The following is a 17,329-nucleotide window of genomic DNA, read 5'->3' as shown; positions in this document are numbered from 1 at the left end:
ATGCGCACGCCAGCCGCGCAGTACGCCCGGTGCGGCTGGCAGAAGAATTCAGGCGCCGCGTTGCGCCGCGTGCGGCTCGACGATGCGTCCGGTGTCGAGCGTCACGGTCGTCGCGCAGCGGCGCGCGAGTTCGGCATCGTGCGTGACGAGCACGAGCGTTGCGCCGTGCGTGCGGTTCAGTTCGAACATCAGGTCGATGACCGCGTGCCCCGTCGCCGCGTCGAGGCTGCCGGTCGGCTCGTCGGCAAACAGGATCGCCGGGTGCGTGACGAATGCACGCGCAAGCGCGACACGCTGCTGCTCGCCGCCCGACAGCAGCTTCGGATAATGCGCGGTGCGTTCGCCGAGACCGACCTGCACGAGCAGCGCCCGTGCGCGGTTGGCCGCATCGCGCGCGCTGATGCCGCCCTGCAGTTCGAGCGGCAGCATCACGTTTTCGAGCGCCGTCAGGTGCGGCATCAACTGGAACGACTGGAACACGAACCCGACTGCACCGTTGCGCAGCGCGGCGCGCTCGTCCTCGTCGAGCTGGTCGAGCGCGCGGCCGAGCAGGCGAACCGTGCCGCTCGTCGCGCTGTCCAACCCCGCAAGCAGGCCGAGCAGCGTCGACTTGCCCGAACCCGACGCGCCGACGATCGCGAGGCTGCTGCCCGGCCGCACGGCGAGTGTGATGCCGTCGAGTATCGTCAGCTCGCCCGTTGCGTCGGCGACCCGCTTGCACACGTCATGGACTTCGATGATCGGATCGGTAATCTTGAACATGGACACGACATTTCGCTGGAAAAGACGCGCGGCGCTCGCCGCGCTGCTGGGCACCCTGCTGGCCGCAACCGCGCCTGCACGCGCCGTGACGGCGCCGGCCCCGACATCGGGCCAGCCGGTGATCGTCGTGCTCGGCGACAGCCTGTCGGCCGAATACGGGCTGCCGCGCGACACGGGCTGGGTTGCGTTGCTGCGGCAGCGGCTCACGACCGAGCGAATCGATTATAGCGTCGCGAACGCCAGCGTCAGCGGCGACACCACGAGCGGCGGCCGCGCGCGGCTGCCCGCGGTGCTGCAGCGGCTCAAGCCTTCGATCGTCGTCGTCGAACTCGGTTCGAACGATGCGCTGCGCGGCGTGCCGCTCGCGACGACCGAGCAGAACCTGCGCGACATCATCGCCGGCGCGCGGCGCGCACAGGCGAAGGTCGTGCTGGTCGGCATGTACGTGCCGCCCAATTACGGGCCCGATTACACGCAGAAGTTCCACGCCGTCTATACACGGCTGTCGAAGGATCTCGGCGTGCCGCTCGTGCCGTTCCTGCTGGCCGGCATCGAGAACAAGCCCGAGATGTTCCAGGCCGACCAGATGCATCCCGCGCAGCAGGCGCAGGGCATTCTGCTCGACAACGTCTGGCCGGCATTGAAGCCGCTGCTCGGCAAGCCGCGCGGCTGACGACGTATCGCCCCGCCGGAAAACAAAAAGCCCCGCTCGAAGCGGGGCTTTTTGTTGTTGCGGGCGAAACGATGCTCAGTTGCCGCCGTCCTGCGACTGGCTGGTCGTCGTCCCGTACAGCTTCACCTTCGAGCGATCGCGCAGCGCGGCAAGATACGCTTCGCCTTCGCTTTGCGCGTCGACCTGCGCCATCTGCTGCTGCGCGGCCGCCAGCTGCTGCGGATCAACCGCCGTACCAGGGATCACCGCGTTCACGCGATAGATCGCGTAGCCGTCCGCGCCGAGATCGACCCCGACGTAAGCCGGCAGCGTCTTCGCATCGACCTTGTAGACGGCGCTCAGCGCAGCCGGCGCCAGGCCCTGCGACTGCGTGCGCGACACCTTCTGCGCTGCCGTGAATCCGTCGGCCGACTTCGACTTCCGCAACTCGGCAAGCTTCGCTGCACCGTCCTTCTGCGCGAGTGCCGCGGCCTGCTCGGCGACGACCTTCTGGCGCACGCCGTCCTTGACCGCGTCGAGCGCGGGCACCGCAGCCGGCTTGTAGTCGGTCACGCGCGCCGAGATCAGCGTGTTGTTGCCGACGTCGATCGCCTGCGTGTTGTTCTGGTTCTTCACCGAATCGTTCGCGAACACGGCGGCCAGGAACTTTGGATTGTTCAGCGGGCTCGTCGGCGGCAGTTGCGGATTCGGCGTCGGCGTGACGGTGGCCGTCTGGATCGTCAGCTTGTACTTGTCGGCGGCCGGCTGCAGCGTCTTCGCCTTTTCGTAGACGGTCGACGTGAAGCCTTCCGCGTTGTCCGTGAACGCCTTCGATGCGTACTGCTGCTTCAGGTCCACCGCGATCCGGTCCTTCACTTCCGCGAACGGCTTGACGGCCTCCGGCTTCACTTCGGTCGCCTTCAGGATGTGGAAGCCGAGCTCCGACTGCACGACACCGCTCACGTCGCCCTGCTTGAGTGCGAACGCGGCATCGTCGAACGCCTTGCCGCCCGCCGTCGAGCCGCGCGTGATGAAGCCGAGGTCGCCGCCCTTCGCGGCCGACGGCGCGTCCTGCGAGCTCTTCTGCGCGATCTGCGCGAACTGGTCCGGATGCGCCTTCACGTCGGCGAGCAGTTGCTCGGCCTTCGTCTTCGCTGCCGCCTTGTCGGCCGCGCTTGCGCTGCTCGCCGCGGCGATGAAGATGTGGCTCACGCGAACCTGCGCTTCGGTGCGGAAGTGCGTCGGGTTGTCGTCGTAGAACTTCTTGATGTCCGCATCGGTCGGCTGCGCGCTTGCGGCCGCCGCGGCCGGCGAATAGACGAGGTACTGGATCGTCGCGGTCTCAGGCGTCGCGAGGCTCTGCTTGTGCGCGTCATAGTACGCGGCGAGTTGCGCGTCGGTCGGCTGGACCTTCGATGCGTAGTCGCTCGTCTTCAGCACCAGCGCCTGCACTTCACGCTGCTGCGCGGCGAGTTCGGACAGGCGTTGCGCAAGGCTCTTCGGCGTGAACGCGCTCGACACGATGCTGGCCGGAATCTGCTGCAGCGAGAGGCTGTAGCGCACGCGCTCCTGGTACTGCTCGGGCGTCATCCCCTGGAACGACAGCAGTTGCGCGTAGCGCTCGACGTCGATCGAACCGTCGGGCTTCTTCAGCGACGCGATCATCGGGTCGCTCATCAGTGCATCGCGCACGGCGTTGTCGGACGCGGTCAGGTGCAGACGCTGCGTCTCGTCGGCCAGCACGCGTTGCTGGATCAGGCCGTCGAGCACCTGCTTGCGATGCTCGGGCGTATCGAACATCTTGATGTCGAACTGCCCGCCGAGCGCCTGACGCGCCTGGTCGATCTGCTGGCGGAACGCGCCGTCGAATTCGGCCCGCGTGATCTTGTGCCCGTTGACCGCCGCGGCGTTCGCACTATCGTCGAAGAAACCGCGGAAGCCTTGGATCCCGACGAAACCCAGCCCCGGCAACACGATCAGGAGCAGGAGCGCCATCATCAGGCGCTGGTGATTACGGAAGAAATCGAGCATGCGTGACGGGAAAATTGGACAAAACGACCGATATTACAACATACGGGGTGGGACGGGAGAAAAGCAGGTGTGCTGCGAGCAAGCGCAACCCTTCGAGTCCCGCCCGGAAGCCGCGCAGGCGGCTTCCTCCACTCCGCAGTCACGCGCCCGCCAGCGGGCGCAACCGGAAATGCAAATGAAAAAGCCCGCACGAGGCGGGCTTTTTCATTTTCTGGCGGAGCGGACGGGACTCGAACCCGCGACCCCCGGCGTGACAGGCCGGTATTCTAACCGACTGAACTACCGCTCCTTGGTCTGGCTGAATCAGGAAACTGGTGGGTGCTGAGGGGTTCGAACCCCCGACCTACGCCTTGTAAGGGCGCCGCTCTACCAGCTGAGCTAAGCACCCGTTCCCGATTCGTTCTGGCTGCGATCTGCGTTTCCGCATCAACAACCAGCGAGCCCGCAAGTTTAATTCATCCCCGATCATTTTGCCAAGCCCGGACGCGAATTTTTTTCTGCCACGCCCGCACTCGATTCCGGCACGCATAAAAAAACCCGCGGACACGCCGCGGGTTTCGTGAACAACCGTCAGGACGGCGTTCAGGTACGTCAGTGCTTGACGACTTCCGTCGAGCCGGCATCCTTCGCCGCCTCGCCGACCGGCGCCGCTGCCTTCGCTTCTTCTTCCGGCGGCAGCGGAGTCGGCGAACGCTCGAGCGCGAGCTCCAGCACCTTGTCGATCCAGCGGACCGGCACGATCTCGATCGCGTTCTTCACGTTGTCCGGAATTTCGGCGAGATCCTTCACGTTCTCTTCCGGGATCAGCACGAGCTTGATGCCGCCGCGATGCGCAGCCAGCAGCTTTTCCTTCAGCCCGCCGATCGGCAACACTTCGCCACGCAACGTGATTTCGCCCGTCATCGCGACATCGGCACGCACGGGGATACCCGTCAGCACCGACACCAGCGCGGTCGTCATCGCACCGCCCGCGGACGGACCGTCCTTCGGCGTCGCGCCTTCCGGCACGTGGATGTGGATGTCCTGCTTCTCGAACGCTTCGTCCTTGATGCCCAGACGGCGCGAACGCGAACGCACGACCGAACGCGCAGCCTCGACCGACTCCTTCATCACGTCGCCGAGCGAACCCGTGCGGATCACGTTGCCCTTGCCCGGCATCACCGCGGCTTCGATCGTCAGCAGGTCGCCGCCGACTTCCGTCCACGCGAGGCCCGTCACCTGACCGACCTGGTTTTCCTTCGCCGCGAGGCCGAAGTCGTACTTGCGCACGCCGAGGAACGTATCGAGGTTCTCGCCATCGACCTTGATCGCGCCCGATGCCTTCTTCAGCAGCAGCATCTTCACGACCTTGCGGCAGATCTTCGACACTTCCCGCTCGAGCGAACGCACACCGGCTTCGCGCGTGTAGTAGCGGATGATGTCGCGGATCGCCTGTTCGGTGACTTCGATCTCGCCTTCCTTCAGCCCGTTGTTCTTCTTCTGCTTCGGCAGCAGGTAACGCTGCGCGATGCTGACCTTCTCGTCTTCCGTGTAGCCCGACAGACGGATCACTTCCATCCGGTCGAGCAGCGGCGGCGGGATGTTCAGCGAGTTCGACGTCGCGACGAACATCACGTCCGACAGGTCGAAGTCGACCTCGATGTAGTGGTCGGCGAACGTGTGATTCTGTTCCGGATCGAGCACTTCGAGCAGCGCCGACGACGGATCGCCGCGGAAATCCATGCCCATCTTGTCGACTTCGTCGAGCAGGAAGAGCGGATTGCGCACGCCGACCTTCGTGAGGCTCTGCAGGATCTTGCCCGGCATCGAACCGATATACGTACGGCGGTGGCCGCGGATCTCGGCTTCGTCACGCACGCCGCCGAGCGCCATCCGGACGAACTTGCGGTTCGTCGCGCGGGCGATCGACTGGCCGAGCGAGGTCTTGCCGACGCCCGGGGGCCCGACGAGGCACAGGATCGGCGCCTTGACCTTGTCGACGCGCTGTTGCACCGCGAGGTACTCGAGGATGCGTTCCTTGACCTTCTCGAGGCCGAAGTGATCCTCGTCGAGCACCTGCTCGGCGTTCGACAGGTCGTTGTTGACCTTGCTCTTCTTGCGCCACGGCAGCCCGATCAGCGTGTCGATGTAGTTGCGCACGACGGTCGCTTCCGCCGACATCGGCGACATCAGCTTCAGCTTCTTCAGCTCGGCATCGGCCTTCTTCTTGGCTTCCTTCGGCATGCGCGCGGCGTTGATGCGCTTCTCGAGCTCCTCGAGATCGGCACCCTCCTCGCCTTCGCCCAGTTCCTTCTGGATCGCCTTGACCTGCTCGTTCAGGTAGTACTCGCGCTGGCTCTTTTCCATCTGGCGCTTCACGCGCCCGCGGATGCGCTTTTCGACCTGCAGGATGTCGATCTCGGCTTCGAGCTGCGCGAGCAGGTGCTCGAGGCGCTCGATGACCGGGAACATCTCGAGGATGTGCTGCTTCTGGTCGAGTTTCAGCGGCAGACGCTCGGCGATCATGTCGGCGAGGCGCCCTGCTTCGTCGATGCCCGACAGCGACGTGAGAATCTCCGGCGGGATCTTCTTGTTCAGCTTCACGTACTGGTCGAACTGCGACACGATCGCGCGGCGCAGCGCTTCCGTTTCAGCGCTGTCGGCATGATCCGGCTCGAGCGGCATCACTTCGCAGGAGAACTGCGTCTCCTGTTCTTCGATCGACAACGCCTTCGCGCGCTGCAGGCCCTCGACGAGCACCTTCACGGTGCCGTCCGGCAGCTTCAGCATCTGCAGGATGTTGGCAATACAACCGACCTCGTACATGTCCTTTTCGGTCGGTTCGTCCTTGGCCGCGGTTTTCTGGGCGACGAGCATGATGTGCTTGCCGCCTTCCATCGCTGCTTCGAGGGCCTTGATCGATTTCGGCCGGCCCACGAAGAGCGGAATCACCATGTGCGGGAAAACGACAACATCCCGCAGCGGCAGCAGCGGGAGCGTGATGCGTTCCGGCGGGAGAAGTTGGGTGCCTGACATTTCATTTCCCCATGAGTGGAATCAATTGTTCGGTAATTGAGGCCGCCACAACGAATTGCAAGCCTTCAAGTGCGGGAAATATTCGGTAAGAAAGTAACCACCGCGTGTCGAGTCAGAGTTACCCACAAGATAAACGAAAAAAAGCCGCCCACGGACTCATGAACGGCCTTTTTCGCAGAACATCGTCGGCCAGCCGGTCAGTTCGAACCCGCCACCTTCGGCGTGTCCTCGTAGATCAGCAAAGGCTTGCCGTCCCCATCGATGACGTTCTCGTCGATGATGACCTTGCTGACCCCTTTCATCGTCGGCAACTCGTACATCACGTCGAGCAACGCCTGTTCGATGATCGAACGCAAACCGCGCGCGCCGGTCTTGCGGCGGATCGCCTTGCGGGCGACTGCCTGCAGTGCGCCCGGCCGGATCTCCAGCTCGACGCGCTCCATCGCGAACAGCTTGTGATACTGCTTGACGAGCGCGTTCTTCGGCTCGACCAGGATCTTCATCAGCGCGGCTTCATCGAGCTTGCCGAGCGTCGCGACCACCGGCAGGCGGCCGATCAATTCGGGGATCAAACCGAATTTGATCAGGTCTTCCGGCTCCGTTTCGCGCAACACTTCGCCCGCGTCGCGTTCCTGCTTGCTCTTGACCGTCGCGCCGAAGCCGATGCCGGTTTTCTCGGTACGATCGGTGATCACCTTTTCGAGACCGTCGAACGCGCCGCCGCAGATGAACAGGATGTTGGTCGTGTCGACCTGGATGAAATCCTGGTTCGGGTGCTTGCGGCCGCCCTGCGGCGGCACCGACGCCATCGTGCCCTCGACGAGCTTCAGCAGCGCCTGCTGGACGCCTTCGCCCGACACGTCGCGCGTGATCGACGGGTTGTCCGACTTGCGGCTGATCTTGTCGATTTCGTCGATGTAGACGATCCCGCGCTGGGCCTTGTCAACCTCGTAGTTGCAGTTCTGCAACAGCTTCTGGATGATGTTCTCGACGTCCTCGCCGACGTAGCCGGCTTCGGTCAGCGTCGTCGCATCGGCGATCACGAACGGCACGTTCAGCAACCGCGCGAGCGTCTGCGCGAGCAGCGTCTTGCCGGAGCCCGTCGGGCCGATCAGCAGGATGTTGCTCTTCGACAGCTCGACGTCGTCCTTCTTGTCGAGATGCTTCAGGCGCTTGTAGTGGTTGTACACGGCCACCGCGAGGATCTTCTTCGCGCGCTCCTGCCCGATCACGTACTGATCGAGGATGTCGCGAATTTCCTGCGGGCTCGGCAGATCCGACCGGGACAGGCTGGCCTCGACGCCGGCGGCAGCCGCCTCGTCGCGAATGATCTCGTTGCAGAGGTCGATACATTCATCGCAGATGAATACCGACGGGCCCGCGATGAGTTTTTTCACCTCATGCTGGCTCTTCCCGCAAAACGAGCAATACAACAGCTTCTCGCTGTTCGAACCTTTTTTGTCCGCCATGAATGTAGAGCCTCCGGACAGGTAAATGACATGATACGCCGAATGCTCCGAGCGCCGCGCCTAGGGCGCGACCGGAGCCGGCTGGATGCGCTTGCCGCAGATGCTCAGGGCGTTCGGGATATCGCAGGAGCGCCGCGCGAATCGGGGCGGCACCCCACTTAAGCTCACGGGCGCTTCAGCAGCACCTGATCGATCAGCCCGTACGCCTTCGCGTCCTCGCTCGACATGAAGTTATCACGGTCGGTGTCGCGCGCGATGCGCTCGACGTCCTGGCCCGTATGCTGCGCGAGCAACTGGTTCAGCCGCTCCTTCAGGTAGAGGATTTCGCGCGCCTGGATCTCGATGTCGGATGCCTGGCCGCGTGCGCCGCCGAGCGGCTGGTGAATCATCACGCGCGAGTTCGGCAGCGCGAAGCGCTTGCCCTTCGCACCCGACGCGAGCAGGAACGCGCCCATGCTGGCCGCGAGCCCCATGCACAGCGTCGACACGTCCGGCTTGATGAACTGCATCGTGTCGTAGATCGCCATGCCGGCCGACACCGAGCCGCCCGGGCTGTTGATGTACAGGCTGATGTCCTTGTCGGGATTCTCGCTCTCGAGGAACAGCAATTGCGCGACCACGAGGTTGGCGGTCTGGTCGTTCACTTCGCCGACCATGAACACCAGGCGCTCCTTCAGGAGACGCGAGTAGATATCGTACGAACGCTCGCCGCGACCGCTCGTTTCGACGACGATCGGCACCAGCCCCAGCGCTTGCGCCTCGAAACCCTGCGGCGCGTTCGAAGCGAGCATGTCCAGCAATTCAGCGCGAGTGATCATTCAATGAACCTTGTTCGAATGGAAAATTGAACGGAGGGAAGCCGCCCGCTCAATCGCCATATTAATGGCAACCGTGCGCTTGACGTAAAAACGGCGTGCGGGCCGTCGCTCCGACAGCCGGCACGCCGCTAGAGCGACACTTACGCTTGCGCCGATGCGCTCGCGAGTGCCTCGAAGCTCACTTCCTTGTCCGTCACCTTCGCCTTGCCCAGCACGAAATCGACGACGTTGCTTTCAACGACGAACGCTTCCATCTCGGCGAGGCGCTGCTGGTTGGAATAATACCAGCGGACCACTTCCTTCGGGTCTTCGTAGCTCTTCGCGAACTCGTCGACTTCCGCGCGGATCTGTTCCGGCTTCGCTTCGAGGCTGTTCGACTTCACGAGCTCGGCCAGCACGAGGCCCAGCTTCACGCGACGCTCGGCCTGCTCGGCGAACATCTCGGCCGGGATCGGTGCGTCCTTCGCGTTCGGCACGCCGCGCTGCGCCAGATCCTGGCGAGCCATTTCGACGAGGCGTTGCTGGTCCTGCTCGATCAGCGCCTTCGGCACGTCGAGTTCGGAAATCTTCAGCAGCGCGTCCATCACCTGGTTCTTGACGATCGACTGCGTGCGGCGCTTTGCCTCGCGCTCGAGGTTTTCCTTGATCTCGCCGCGCATCTTCGTGAGGTCGCCGTCTTCGATACCGAGCGACTTCGCGAATTCGCCGTCGATTTCCGGCAGGTGCGGCCATTCGATCTTCTTCATCGTGACCGTGAATTGCGCGGTCTTGCCCGCGACGTCGGCACCGTGGTAGTCGTCCGGGAACTTCAGGTCGAACGTGCGCGCTTCGCCGGCCTTCAGGCCCAGCGCCGCGGTTTCGAATTCCGGCAGCATGCGGCCTTCGCCGAGCACGAACGGGAAGTCTTCGGCCGTGCCGCCCTGGAACGCGACGTCGTCGATCTTGCCGATGAAGTCGACCGTCACGCGGTCGCCGTTCTTGGCTGCGGTGTCCGCGCCGCCGTCGCCATGCTCGCCGGCTTCGCCGCGTGCGTGGAAGTGCACGCGCTGCTTGCGCAGGATGTCCAGCGTGCGGTCGATTTCGGCATCGCCGATCGACGTGGTCGAGCGCTCGACTTCAGCCGTCGCCAGATCGCCGATCTTCACTTCCGGGTAGACCTCGAACGTCGCGTCGAACGCGTACGCATCTTCTGCCTGCTCCTGCTTCGGCGCGAAGTTCGGCTGGCCGGCGACGCGCAGGTTTTCCGCGCGGCTGATCGTGAAGAATTCCTGGCCGATCTTGTCGCTCAGCACTTCCGCCTCGACCTGACCCGAGTACTGCTGCGCGACCATCTTCAGCGGCACCTTGCCCGGGCGGAAACCCGGCATGCGCACGTTCTTCGCGAGTTTCTGGATACGGGCGTCGATTTCCTTCTGCACCGTGTCTTTCGGCAGGGAAATCGTCACGCGGCGTTCAAGCTTGCCGAGGTTCTCAACAACGTTAGCCATGGCTTCAATCGTCCTAAAATTATTCGAGCGAATCGGGTTTTCCTTGCCGTGCCTGCCTGCGGCGTGAAGTGAGGGTCACGTTCACACGCCGCGCCGGAGCGCCACGCCATCCCTGCACGCGCCGGATGGCTAGCGCAAGCGGCTCGGAGCACGGCTTTGGCCGGAAGAATCGACTATTCTAGCAAACAATTTTCCTCGCACCGCCAGTTCGGCGCGACACGCATATGTCCCCGCCATGTCGGCAGCCCCGTGCACCGCAATACGCGCGGATCGCCGCTATGCCGGACGCCGTATCCACCGCGGGCCCGCCATCCTGTAAGCTCCGATTGAGGGTGCGCCGCCGGCGCGGCCCCCCACCTTTCTTCACACCAATCCGCCTTCCGGAGACACCATGCCGCAACACCCGTCCGCGCCTGTCGTCGTCATCGCGCCCGATTCGTTCAAAGGCTCGCTTTCCGCCGAGCAGGTCGCGGACGCGATCGCCACCGGCATCCGCCGCGCGCGACCCGACGCCGTCGTGCGCTGCTGCCCGATGGCCGACGGCGGCGAAGGCACGCTCGACGCGATGCTGGCGGGCGGCGGCACGCGACGCTCGCTGCGGGTGGCCGGCGCGTCGCTCGCGGCACGCGACGCGGCGGTCGGCGTGATCGACGCGCACACCGCGATCGTCGAGACGGCCGAGGTCGTCGGCATTACGGACCCGGTCGGCATGAGCGTGCCGGTCGACGCGCGCAGCACGCGCGGGATGGGCGAGGCGATCCGCACGCTGCTCGACGACGGCGTGCGCCGCTTCTTCGTCGCGCTCGGCGGCAGCAGCACCAACGACGCGGGCGCCGGGCTGCTCGCGGGTCTCGGCCTGCAGTGCTTCGACTCGGGCGGCCAGCCGGTCGAACCCGTGCCGTCGCGGCTCGCCGCCATCGCGCGCATCGACGCGTCGGGGCTCGACCCACGCCTGAAGGAAACAGAATTCGTCGGCATGTCCGACGTCGACAACCCACTGACGGGCCCGCACGGCGCAACCGCCGTATTCGGCCCGCAAAAGGGCGTGACGCCCGGGCAGGTTGCGACCCTCGATGCCGCGCTCGGCCATTTCGCCGACCTGCTCGAAGCCGCGCTCGACCGGCATCCCACGGGGACTTCCGTCGGTCGTGCCCGCGACCTGCCCGGCGCCGGCGCCGCGGGCGGCCTCGGTTTCGCGCTGCACGTGCTCGGCGCGCAGTTCGAAGCCGGCGCGGAAGTGGTCGCGCGGCAGGTCGGGCTCGACGCGGCGCTCGCCGGCGCCGACTGGCTGATCACCGGCGAAGGCCGCTCCGACGTGCAGACGCTGCACGGCAAGGCGCCGTTCATCGCATGCCGGCACGCGCAGGCTGCCGGCGTGCCCGCGTCGCTGCTGTCCGGCGCGGTCGACCCGGCCGCGCTGCCGCGCCTGTCCGAACATTTTTCCGGCTGCTTCTCGCCGACTCCCGGGCCGATCACGCTCGACGTCGCGATCCGCGACGCGGCGAACCTGCTCGCGAACGAAGCGGAGCAATTGACGCGCCTGAAATACGGCGCACACTGACCCGTTGACCCGAGCGCGCGATACAGGAACAATCGGGCCCGCCCTTTTTCTTCAGGATTCGACATGAAAGGCCGTCAAGCCGGGCTCGATCAGTTTCTGACCTATCGCCTCCACGCGCTCACGAAGCGATCCGACCGCGGGATCGGCGAGGTGTACCGGCACAAGCTCGACATCTCGCTGCCCGAGGCGCGCGTGATCGCCGCCGTCGGCGCGTTCGGCCCGTTCTCGATCATGGATCTCGCGCGCCACACCAATCTCGACAAGAGCCAGGCGAGCCGCGCGGCCGAAGCGCTGCTGCGCCAGGGGCTGCTCAAGCGCAGCGCGAGCGACGAGGATGGCCGGATCGTGCTGATCGCGCTGACCGCCGACGGCCGCGCACTGCATCGCAAGATCATGCCGATCGTGCGCAAGTGGAACGACGGCTTGCTCGCGTGCCTGTCCGACAACGAACGCCAGACGTTCGAGCGGCTGCTCGACAAGGTCGTCGCGCACGCAACCGAGCGGGACGACTGAGCCGCGTGACGGGCTCGGCATCGCCAGACGGTCGAGCCCTGCTGCCAGCATTGATCCGACGAATTCGACAGGCCGCCCGGGTCGCGTAACCGGCGACCCGGGCGGCCCGTTTTGCATCGGGCGGCGGCACCCCGCAAGGATCGCGCTTTACCGCCTTACCTGCGACCGCGAATCCGGCAGCCACGCACGCGTTACAGCCCGCTGTTCGCCGCGCGCTGCCGCAGCAGCCCGAGCACCGCGTTGCAATACGGGGTCGGCACGTCGAGCTTGCGCCCGAGCTCCGGAAACACGCCGAGGATCGGCCCGATCTCGAGCGACCGCCCCGCTTCGAAATCCTGCAGCATCGACGTCCTGAACGCGCCGAGCTTGCGTGTGACCGCGATCCGCTCGGGCCCGCTCATTCCGGTGAACAGGCCGAGTTTCGCGCCGATCGCGGCAGCCTCCTCCATCATCCGCAGCGCGAGTTCCTGCGTGAACGGATCGTCGAGCAACTGCTCGGCCGTCGACCCCGTCAGCGCACTCAGCGGATTCATGTTCATGTTGCCCCACAGCTTCGTCCAGATCTCGGTCCGGATCGCGGGCGTCGACTCGACGTCGAAACCGCCCGCCGCGAGCGCCGCGGCGAACCGCGCCGTGGCCGCGTCGAGCCGCGGATCGGGCGCGCCGACGATCAGCCGGTTGCCGCGCCCGCGACGCACGACGCCCGGTGCGTCGGTACTCGACGACAGGTGCACGACGCAGCCGATCGCCTGCGCCGGCGGCAGCGCCGCCGACACCGCGCCGGCCGGATCGACCGCGTCGAGCGGCACGCCGTCGATCGGCCCTTCGAGCCCGTACGTGAACCACCACGGCAGCCCGTTCATCGCCGCGACGATCACGGTGCCCGGCCCGACCAGCGGCGCAAGGTGCGCGGCCAGCGCCGGCAGCGCCTGCGCCTTCAACGCGATCACCACGTAGTCCTGCACGCCGAGTGCGGATGCATCGTCGCTCGCGCGCACCGGCACCGACGAGGTGACGCCCGTCTCGTCGATCACGCGCACACCGTACGCGTTCAGCGCGTCGAGCGTGGCGCCGCGCGCGTACGCGCTCACGGTCATGCCGGCCCGCGACAGCGCGGCCGCGAGCAATCCGCCGATCGCGCCGACACCGACCACCGCCGCGCGCACCGACCCTGAATTCGTGTCTTTCATGATGGAATTCCGTCTCCTGGGAGCTGACGAGCATAACGCTCAATGGTTGCGGGCACAACCATTCGCGCGGCAGCGTGCCACACGCCCGCGTTCGCGCGCTTCAGCGCGGCGCGCCGCCCGCTTCCACCGGTTCGTCGTCGGCCGCGCCGCCCGTCGCGCCGAGCACGCCCGCGATCTGGCTCTTGTCGTGCATGCCGAGCTTGCGGTACGCGCAGCGCAGGTAGTGACGCACGGTCGTCGGCGAAATCGCCATCTGTTGCGCGACTTCCTTGTGTGAACGGCCGGCGCCGTAATAACGGATCGCGGCCAGCTCGCGCGGGCTCAACCGGTCGAGCAGCGAGCGCGGCCGCGCTTCGATCTGGAACAGCCCCGCGACGGGCACGCACTGGATGCGCAGCGCGTCGCCGACGAACGGCTGGCCTGACTGGCGTCGCAGGTGCGCGACGAGCGGCGCCGGCACGCGCGCGCCGGCCCATGCGGGCCATTCGGCGCGCAGCACGTCGTCGAAGCCATGATCGGCGTGATGGAGCACACCGAAGTTGTCGCACAGCGCGCGTGCGGCCGGTGCAACCGTATCGCCACGTTCGCGCGTGAGCTGCGCGGCACGATTGATCGTGAGCGCAGCCGCGAGATGCGGAATCACTTCCTCGAAACGACGCGCATCGTCGTCGCTGAACGGGCGATTCAGGCCCTGGCGGTAGATCGACATGAACGTCGTCAGGCCGAAGCGGCGATCGAGCGTGCACACGCACATCAGTTGCGCGAGCCCGTACTTCACGCACCAGTCGCGAAACCGCGCATCGAGCCCCGGCTCGACGACCGACAGCCGCACCGCGCGTCCGTGCGCGCCGCGCAGCGTGCGGTGCGCGAGCGGGTCGCAGTCGCGCACGCGCTTCCAGTCGCTGAAAAACGCGTGCGGCAGGCGGTACAGGAAGCTGTTGTGCATGACGGGGCCGGTGGACGCGTGCGTCGCGACGCCGGTCCATGCGGCATCGAACGGAACGAGCGCCTGCAGCAGCGAAAAGAAGCGGTATTCGAATTCGCCGATGCCGGACTGCGCGGCGACCGCATACAGGTCGAGCAGCATCAGCCCGAGTTCGCGCTGCGACGCGTCGCAGCGCGCGACGCCGTCGAAATCGGCGCGACGCGAAGGCAGCGGCGGCCACGCGAATTCGTCGAGCACGATGGCGGCCGGCACGTCACGCAGCGCTTCGAGATCCTGCCCGGTATCCGTCGTGATCCTCACCTTCCGCTCCCCTGCCCGATCGGGCCGCTGATGCGCGCAACGCAGACCGCCGATTATAGCGAGCGGCTTTTTTGGCGGGCCACGGTGCCGGAACCGGCGGCAACCCCATCCATTTGAACGGTGCGCGGCACGTTGCTGCTCCGCAGCACGCCGCGCCGCGGCATCGCACCGAGCCCATGCCGCGCACCGCGGGTTTTCCGCACCGTTCATCTGTACGACTGTTCGAAGGTTTTCCCGCTGCGGACACTGCGTCGCGATCACACCAACGACAAACCGATGCAGGACGGTATGGAGAACCCCACGTGACGAAATCCCGCTTCATCCGCACGGCCGCGGCCGCCGCGACGCTCGCCGCGTGCAGCCCCGCCGCGCACGCGCAGTCGACCCTCGCGCTGTACGGCGCGCTCGACGCCGGCGTGCAATACCTGACGCACGCCGACGGGCGCCACTCGGCCGTGCAGTTGCAGAACTACGGCATCCTGCCTTCGCAGGTCGGGCTGAAGGGCAACGAGGATCTCGGCGGCGGCTGGCGTGCGCTGTTCAAGCTCGAACAGGGCCTCAACCTCAACGACGGCACCGCGACCGCACCCGGCTACGCGTTCTTTCGCGGCGCATACGTAGGCATCGCGGGGCCCGTCGGCACCGTCACGCTCGGCCGGCAGTTCAGCGTGCTGTTCGACAAGACGCTGTTCTACGACCCGCTCTGGTACGCGTCGTACAGCGGCCAGGGCGTGATCGTGCCGATGAACGCGAACTTCATCGATCACTCGGTCAAGTACCAGTCGCCGACGTTCGCCGGCTTCGATGTCGAGGCGCTCGCCGCGACGGCCGGCGTCGCCGGCAATACGCGCGCCGGACGCGTGCTCGAACTCGGCGGCCAGTACACGAGCAACGGCCTGTCGGTCAGCGCGGTGCTGCATCAGGCGCACGGCGACGTGTCGGCGGCCGACGACACGTCGGCGCGCCGCCGCGAACTCGGCACGCTCGCCGCGCGCTATGCGTTCGCGACACTGCCGCTCACCGTCTACGCCGGTGTCGAGCGCCTGACAGGCGATCTCGACGCGGCGCGCACGATCGTCTGGGGCGGCGCGCGCTACCTGAGCCCGAACGGGATCGGCCTGAACGCGGGCGTCTACCACACCGACTCGCGCACGCCGGCGATCGGCCATCCGACGCTGTTCATCGCGAGCACCACGTACGCGCTGTCGAAACGCACCGTCGCGTACGTGAACCTCGGCTACGCGCGCAACAGCGGCCAGAGTTCGCAGACCGTCTACGAATACGACCCGACGCCGCTCGCCGGCGCGTCGCAGTTCGGCGCGATGGTCGGCATGTACCACCTGTTCTGATTCCCCCTGACGAGATTCCGCCATGAAAACCCTGTCTCCGGATGCCGCACTCTCGCCCGACGGCCGCGCGTCGACGTTCGCGCGCTCGACGCTCGTCGCGCTCGTCGTGTTCGCGGCCATCACGCCGCTGCTGCTGCTCGTCGCACCGGCCGTCGCCGGCCAGCTCGCGACGCAACTCGGGCTCTCTGCGTCGCAGATCGGCACTTACTTCTTCGTCGAACTCGGCGCATTCAGTCTTGCGACCGTGCCGTCGTACCTGTGGCTCGGCCGTGTCGACGCGCGCCGCGTCGCCGCCTGCGCGATCGCGCTGTTCGGCGCGGGCAACCTGCTGACCGCGCTCTGGATGCCGGGCTTCGCCGCACTGCTCGCGCTGCGCGCCGTCACCGCACTCGGCGGCGGCTCGCTGATGGTGCTCTGCATGACGAGTGCGGCGACCAGCAGGAACAGCGATCGCGTGTACGGCCTGTGGGTCGTCGGCCAGTTGATCGCGGGCGCGATCGGCCTGTTCGTGCTGCCGCATGTGTTCGCCGCGTTCGGGCTGCGCGCGCTGTACGTCGCGCTCGCCGCGCTCGCGCTGCTCGCGGCACCGCTGTCGCGCGGCTTTCCGGCGTCGCTCGGCACGCGGATGGCGCTTGCGCAAACCGCGCATGACGCTGCGGCGCATACGCCTCGAAGCTTCGTCGTGGTCGCAATCGGCGCGGTGCTGACGTTCTATCTCGCGATCGGCAGCGTGTGGACCTTCGCGAGCCGCGCGGCGGGCGAAGCCGGGCTCGGTCCGCAGTCGACCGGCAACGTGCTGGCGATCGCGAGCGTGATGGGCATCGCCGGCGCAGCGCTCGCGTCGTGCGCCGGCGGCCGGCTCGCGCGACGCGCGATGCTGGCTGCGGGCTACGCGCTGCTCGCGGCCTCGCTCGTCGCGCTCGCGGCGATGCGGCACGCCGGCGGCTACAGCGCGGCGATCTTCGCGTTCAAGTTCGCGTGGACCTTCGTGCTGCCGTTCATCCTCGCGACCGTCGCGCAGATCGACACGTCGGGCCGCCTCGTCGCGACGCTCAATTTCGTGATCGGCGCCGGTCTCGCGGCCGGCCCGCTGCTCGCCGGGCTGATGCTCGACGCCGGCGGCACGATGCGCGCGTTGTTCGCGGCCGCGACGGCCGTCGCGATCGTTTCGTTCGCCGCGCTGCGCCATATCGATCGTCGCACGCGCCCTTCCGTTTCCTCCCAACCGTGACAGGT

Annotated in this window: 13 protein-coding genes and 2 tRNA genes; 5 read left to right on the top strand and 10 right to left on the bottom strand. The window is 66.5% G+C overall.

Annotation, left to right across the window (positions count from 1 at the left end):
- Positions 1 to 48: 48 nt before the first annotated feature.
- Positions 49 to 762, bottom strand: coding sequence for an ABC transporter ATP-binding protein (locus tag JYG32_RS03395; protein ID WP_174383826.1), 714 nt, complete (start codon positions 760 to 762; stop codon positions 49 to 51).
- Here JYG32_RS03395 and JYG32_RS03390 point away from each other — a divergent pair.
- Positions 761 to 1,435 (top strand): arylesterase, encoded by a 675-nt coding sequence (locus JYG32_RS03390; RefSeq protein WP_174383827.1) that lies wholly within the window; start codon positions 761 to 763, stop codon positions 1,433 to 1,435. The genes JYG32_RS03395 and JYG32_RS03390 overlap by 2 nt on opposite strands.
- Positions 1,436 to 1,510: 75 nt before the next feature.
- Here the strand turns inward: JYG32_RS03390 and JYG32_RS03385 are convergent, their stop codons facing one another.
- From JYG32_RS03385 to tig, 7 genes are all read right to left on the bottom strand, one after another.
- Positions 1,511 to 3,445 carry a SurA N-terminal domain-containing protein gene (locus JYG32_RS03385; protein ID WP_213264648.1) on the bottom strand — a complete coding sequence of 645 codons (1,935 nt, stop codon included), beginning with the start codon at positions 3,443 to 3,445 and terminating at the stop codon, positions 1,511 to 1,513.
- Between the two features lie 212 nt (positions 3,446 to 3,657).
- Positions 3,658 to 3,734, bottom strand: a tRNA-Asp gene (locus JYG32_RS03380).
- Positions 3,735 to 3,757: 23 nt separating this feature from the next.
- Positions 3,758 to 3,833: transfer RNA gene (locus JYG32_RS03375), tRNA-Val, on the bottom strand.
- 203 nt (positions 3,834 to 4,036) lie between these two features.
- The gene (gene lon / locus JYG32_RS03370) at positions 4,037 to 6,460 is read right to left on the bottom strand and encodes an endopeptidase La (RefSeq protein WP_174383829.1); all 2,424 of its coding nucleotides are present in this window, start codon (positions 6,458 to 6,460) and stop codon (positions 4,037 to 4,039) included.
- A 197-nt stretch (positions 6,461 to 6,657) separates the two neighbouring features.
- Positions 6,658 to 7,929 carry an ATP-dependent Clp protease ATP-binding subunit ClpX gene (gene clpX / locus JYG32_RS03365; RefSeq protein ID WP_006489345.1) on the bottom strand — a complete coding sequence of 424 codons (1,272 nt, stop codon included), beginning with the start codon at positions 7,927 to 7,929 and terminating at the stop codon, positions 6,658 to 6,660.
- Between the two features lie 164 nt (positions 7,930 to 8,093).
- Complete coding sequence (gene clpP, locus JYG32_RS03360) at positions 8,094 to 8,747, bottom strand: ATP-dependent Clp endopeptidase proteolytic subunit ClpP (RefSeq protein ID WP_010092137.1); 654 nt, start codon at positions 8,745 to 8,747, stop codon at positions 8,094 to 8,096.
- A 140-nt stretch (positions 8,748 to 8,887) separates the two neighbouring features.
- Positions 8,888 to 10,234 carry a trigger factor gene (gene tig / locus JYG32_RS03355; RefSeq protein ID WP_213264647.1) on the bottom strand — a complete coding sequence of 449 codons (1,347 nt, stop codon included), beginning with the start codon at positions 10,232 to 10,234 and terminating at the stop codon, positions 8,888 to 8,890.
- Positions 10,235 to 10,625: 391 nt separating this feature from the next.
- On the opposite strand from tig, the gene JYG32_RS03350 reads away from it, so the two are divergent.
- Both JYG32_RS03350 and JYG32_RS03345 read left to right on the top strand, forming a co-directional pair.
- On the top strand, positions 10,626 to 11,795 hold the full coding sequence (locus JYG32_RS03350; protein WP_213264646.1) for a glycerate kinase: 1,170 nt from the start codon (positions 10,626 to 10,628) through the stop codon (positions 11,793 to 11,795).
- A 63-nt stretch (positions 11,796 to 11,858) separates the two neighbouring features.
- Positions 11,859 to 12,308 carry a MarR family winged helix-turn-helix transcriptional regulator gene (locus tag JYG32_RS03345; protein ID WP_174384290.1) on the top strand — a complete coding sequence of 150 codons (450 nt, stop codon included), beginning with the start codon at positions 11,859 to 11,861 and terminating at the stop codon, positions 12,306 to 12,308.
- Positions 12,309 to 12,499: 191 nt separating this feature from the next.
- On the opposite strand, the gene JYG32_RS03340 is transcribed toward JYG32_RS03345, so the two are convergent.
- Both JYG32_RS03340 and JYG32_RS03335 read right to left on the bottom strand, forming a co-directional pair.
- Positions 12,500 to 13,498, bottom strand: coding sequence for a 2-dehydropantoate 2-reductase (locus tag JYG32_RS03340; RefSeq protein ID WP_213264645.1), 999 nt, complete (start codon positions 13,496 to 13,498; stop codon positions 12,500 to 12,502).
- Between the two features lie 100 nt (positions 13,499 to 13,598).
- The gene (locus JYG32_RS03335) at positions 13,599 to 14,744 is read right to left on the bottom strand and encodes a helix-turn-helix transcriptional regulator (protein WP_213264644.1); all 1,146 of its coding nucleotides are present in this window, start codon (positions 14,742 to 14,744) and stop codon (positions 13,599 to 13,601) included.
- Positions 14,745 to 15,046: 302 nt separating this feature from the next.
- On the opposite strand from JYG32_RS03335, the gene JYG32_RS03330 reads away from it, so the two are divergent.
- Entirely contained in the window at positions 15,047 to 16,093 is a 1,047-nt protein-coding gene (locus JYG32_RS03330) for a porin (RefSeq protein WP_213264643.1), read from the top strand.
- 22 nt (positions 16,094 to 16,115) lie between these two features.
- On the top strand, positions 16,116 to 17,324 hold the full coding sequence (locus JYG32_RS03325; protein ID WP_213264642.1) for an MFS transporter: 1,209 nt from the start codon (positions 16,116 to 16,118) through the stop codon (positions 17,322 to 17,324).
- Positions 17,325 to 17,329: the final 5 nt, after the last annotated feature.

The sequence above is a fragment of the Burkholderia pyrrocinia genome (assembly GCF_018417535.1).
GTDB classification, from domain to species: Bacteria; Pseudomonadota; Gammaproteobacteria; order Burkholderiales; family Burkholderiaceae; genus Burkholderia; species Burkholderia pyrrocinia_E.
The sequence above is the reverse complement of the archived record's forward strand: the minus strand, read 5'-3'. Positions and strand labels throughout refer to the sequence as shown.